Below are 485 nucleotides of genomic sequence, written 5' to 3' on the forward strand. Positions count from 1 at the left end.
TCACCGAGCCCGGTATTTACGCCGCCGGACGGCTCGACCGGGACAGCGAGGGGCTCTTGCTGCTCACCAATGACGGCATCTTGCAGGCACGCCTCACCCAGCCGGGCGAAAAGCTGCCCAAAACCTACTGGGTACAGGTGGAAGGGGAGCCCTCGGACGAGGCGATCTCGGCCCTGTGCGCCGGGGTGACCCTCAATGACGGCCCCACCCTGCCGGCCGAGGTGCGCCGCATGGCGCCACCCGCGGTATGGGAGCGCACCCCGCCCATCCGTGAGCGCAAGGCCATCCCCACCTGCTGGCTCGAGATCAAGATCGTCGAGGGGCGCAACCGTCAGGTGCGGCGCATGACCGCCCACATCGGCCATCCGACGCTGCGCCTCATCCGCTACGCCATCGGCGAGTGGACTCTGGACGGCCTGGCACCGGGCGAGCACCGCGCCGTGCCGGCCCCCGCACTGCCGCCGGCTCGCCGCGCCGCCCCGGAG

At 71.5% G+C, this 485-nt stretch carries 1 protein-coding gene; it reads left to right on the forward strand.

All coding sequences use genetic code 11. From position 1 onward, the window contains the following. On the forward strand, positions 1-485 hold a 485-nt coding region (locus tag BN1134_RS18850), incomplete at both ends, for a pseudouridine synthase (RefSeq protein WP_042045685.1).

Origin of the sequence: Aeromonas simiae (genome assembly GCF_000820125.1) — a bacterium.
GTDB lineage: Bacteria > Pseudomonadota > Gammaproteobacteria > Enterobacterales > Aeromonadaceae > Aeromonas > Aeromonas simiae.